Raw genomic sequence first — 2,391 nt, 5'->3', positions numbered from 1 at the left:
CAACAGAAGGAGGAGGTGCGCGAAGGCGATACGGTGTTTGTCATCGAGCGCGTGGTCAAACGGCGCATCAAGCGCGTGCGCATCACCAAGGGGTCAACCGCTCCGGCCGCCTGAGGCGGCAGGTTTTTCCCTTGACAAAGAGCGCTTTTTTTGTTAAACTTTGAAGGTTTCCGCTGGTCTGAGGCTGTTCGGTAGCGAACAAACGGGATAAGGAGGGTAGCGATGGTGCAACTACGATTCGACTTTCGCGACCTGTTTCGTTCCGCGCGGCTTGGCTTCAGCATGCAGCGTATGTGGATCGCCTTCGTTGGCTATGGCATCGGCTACATTGGTTACCTCATCTTCACTTACTTGAGCCTGCTTGCCAACGGCAAGGGACTTGGCGAGGCGTGGAACGAGAGCGGTCTGTTGCCGTGCCTGTTCGGGGCAGGAGGAGCTCGCTGGTACGCCTGGATTATCTTCGCCATCGGCGTGGCCATCTTGCTGGCCGCCTACCTGCTCACCAGCACCGCGATCGCACGGGCCTCCTACATGTTGCTCAAGGGCAACAACTTCTACACCTGGCGGGAGGCGTTCGCCTTCGCCCTGCGCAAGGCCAGCTCGGTCCTCTCTACGCCGGTGGCCATTGCGGTGATGGCTGGCTGCTTTGTCGTGGGTGGCTTGATCATCGGCCTCCTCGCGCGCGTCATCCCCTACGTTGGCGAACTCGGGGCCTCGCTCTTCACCTTCATCTGGATGTTCTCTGCCCTGCTGCTCTTCTTCCTGCTGGTGGTGCTGGCCGTCTCGATCATCATTGTGCCAGCGATCATTGCCACCACCGACGAGGACGCCTTTGAGGCGGTCTTCCAGAGCTTCTCGGTGGTGTGGAGTCAGCCATGGCGCTTTGTGGTCTACGAAGCGCTCATCGGCGTCATCACTGTCGTCTGCATGGGCCTTTTTGCCTTTGCCGTGAAGCAGGCTTTCCTGCTGATGTGCGCCATCTTCTCGGTGTCCTGGTCATTCGGGGACAAGTTCATCAACTTAGCAAGCCACGGCCAGTACCTGCTGCAAAAGTGGTTGTTCGTCTCCCAGGACTGGGCGCGGGCGCTCTATTGGAAGCTGTCGCCATACGTCTATTTCGCACGCGAGTTCTACCCGATCAAGGGGCTCTCGGCGACCCTCACTATCTCGGCCTATCTCTTTGCTCTGACCATGCTCGCGGTGGCCTGGTGGGTGGTCTCCTATGGGATGGCGGTGCTGCAGATCGGCAACACCCTCCTGTACGTCATTATCAAGAAGATCAAGGATCAGGAGAACCTCCTGGAGCGCAAGGACAAGGAGGAGGAAGAGCCGGAAGAAGTGAAAAAAGAGGAGGCGAAGAAGGAGGAGGCCCCTGCAACCGCGCCTGCCGCTGCGGAGAAGAAGGAGGAGCCTGCTCCAGCGCCAGCGGCTCGTCGTCGCGCAGCGCGCCGACCTGAGGCGAAGAAGGCAGCGCCTAAGGCGCGGACCCCTCGAGCGCGAAGGAAGTAGGCCAAACCCCTCTTTGCCCGAGGAGATCGGGGAAGAGGCAAGGTGGGACAACGTCGGCTGTGCCGCCCCGCAGCCGACGTTTTTTTCAAGGAGCACAGAGTGAGCAAACGGGGCTCTTCTGCTGTCATGCGTTCGGCCTTAAGGGACCGCAGTGGCTGTCAGCGCGCTGCCGCATGCCGCATCCTGGGCGCGTACGGGCCAACGGTTAGTGCGGGTGTCGGGAAACATTTGGTGCCAACTGCGCCCATAGGTGAACGGGAAGACACCGGGCACCCCACTCGCGTGCTCCGCGTTCTTGCGCTTCTGCTGCTCCTGGGGCCTGTCCTGGTGGCGAAGGCAGGACAGGCGCGGGCGCAGGCTGCCGCGAGCGCGCCACGAGGCGAACTGCAGGTCTCGGGCCTCGAGGCTGCCCTCGGGGGTGGTCCCTGCCCACTTTTGGCAAAGAGCCCGCCCATTCTTCGCGGCGACAGCACCGCTCGCCTTTCGCCCACCACGGGCGCTGGCGAGCCACGCGTAGGGCACGTCAGGGTGCAAAGGGTTGTGGTGGCCACTGCCGGACTGGCTGCTGCCAACACTGCCGCCTACGCCTATTTCCACAAAGTGTGGTGGGACCACCCGCGCACTCGCTTTCACCTCTACCGTGGTTGGCGGCGCACCAGTGGCTCCTACGACCTCGGCTTTGACGACAGCCTCTGGCACCATGTGGATAAATGCGGCCACTTCTACAGTGCCAGCCTGCTCTCGCGGTACGGTGCCGTCACGGCCAGATGGGTGGGTTTGTCGGAAAGTCAAGCCGACTGGGCCGGGTTCGCGCTCGCCTCGCTCCTCATGCTGGAAATTGAGCTCTACGACGGCTTCTTCGCTGAATGGGGTTTCAGCCTT

Annotated in this window: 2 protein-coding genes; both read left to right on the top strand. The window is 61.6% G+C overall.

Annotated features, from left to right (window positions below; genetic code table 11):
- The first annotated feature begins 222 nt into the window (after positions 1-222).
- On the top strand, positions 223-1,509 hold the full coding sequence (locus tag H5U38_00955; protein MBC7185581.1) for a hypothetical protein: 1,287 nt from the start codon (positions 223-225) through the stop codon (positions 1,507-1,509).
- Positions 1,510-1,740: 231 nt separating this feature from the next.
- Positions 1,741-2,391, top strand: a 651-nt coding sequence (locus H5U38_00950; protein ID MBC7185580.1) for a hypothetical protein, incomplete at its 3' end; no start/stop codon positions are given.

Source organism: Calditrichota bacterium (assembly GCA_014359355.1).
GTDB lineage: Bacteria > Zhuqueibacterota > Zhuqueibacteria > JANLFK01 > Oleimicrobiaceae > Oleimicrobium.
This window is presented reverse-complemented; position numbering and strand designations above follow the sequence as displayed.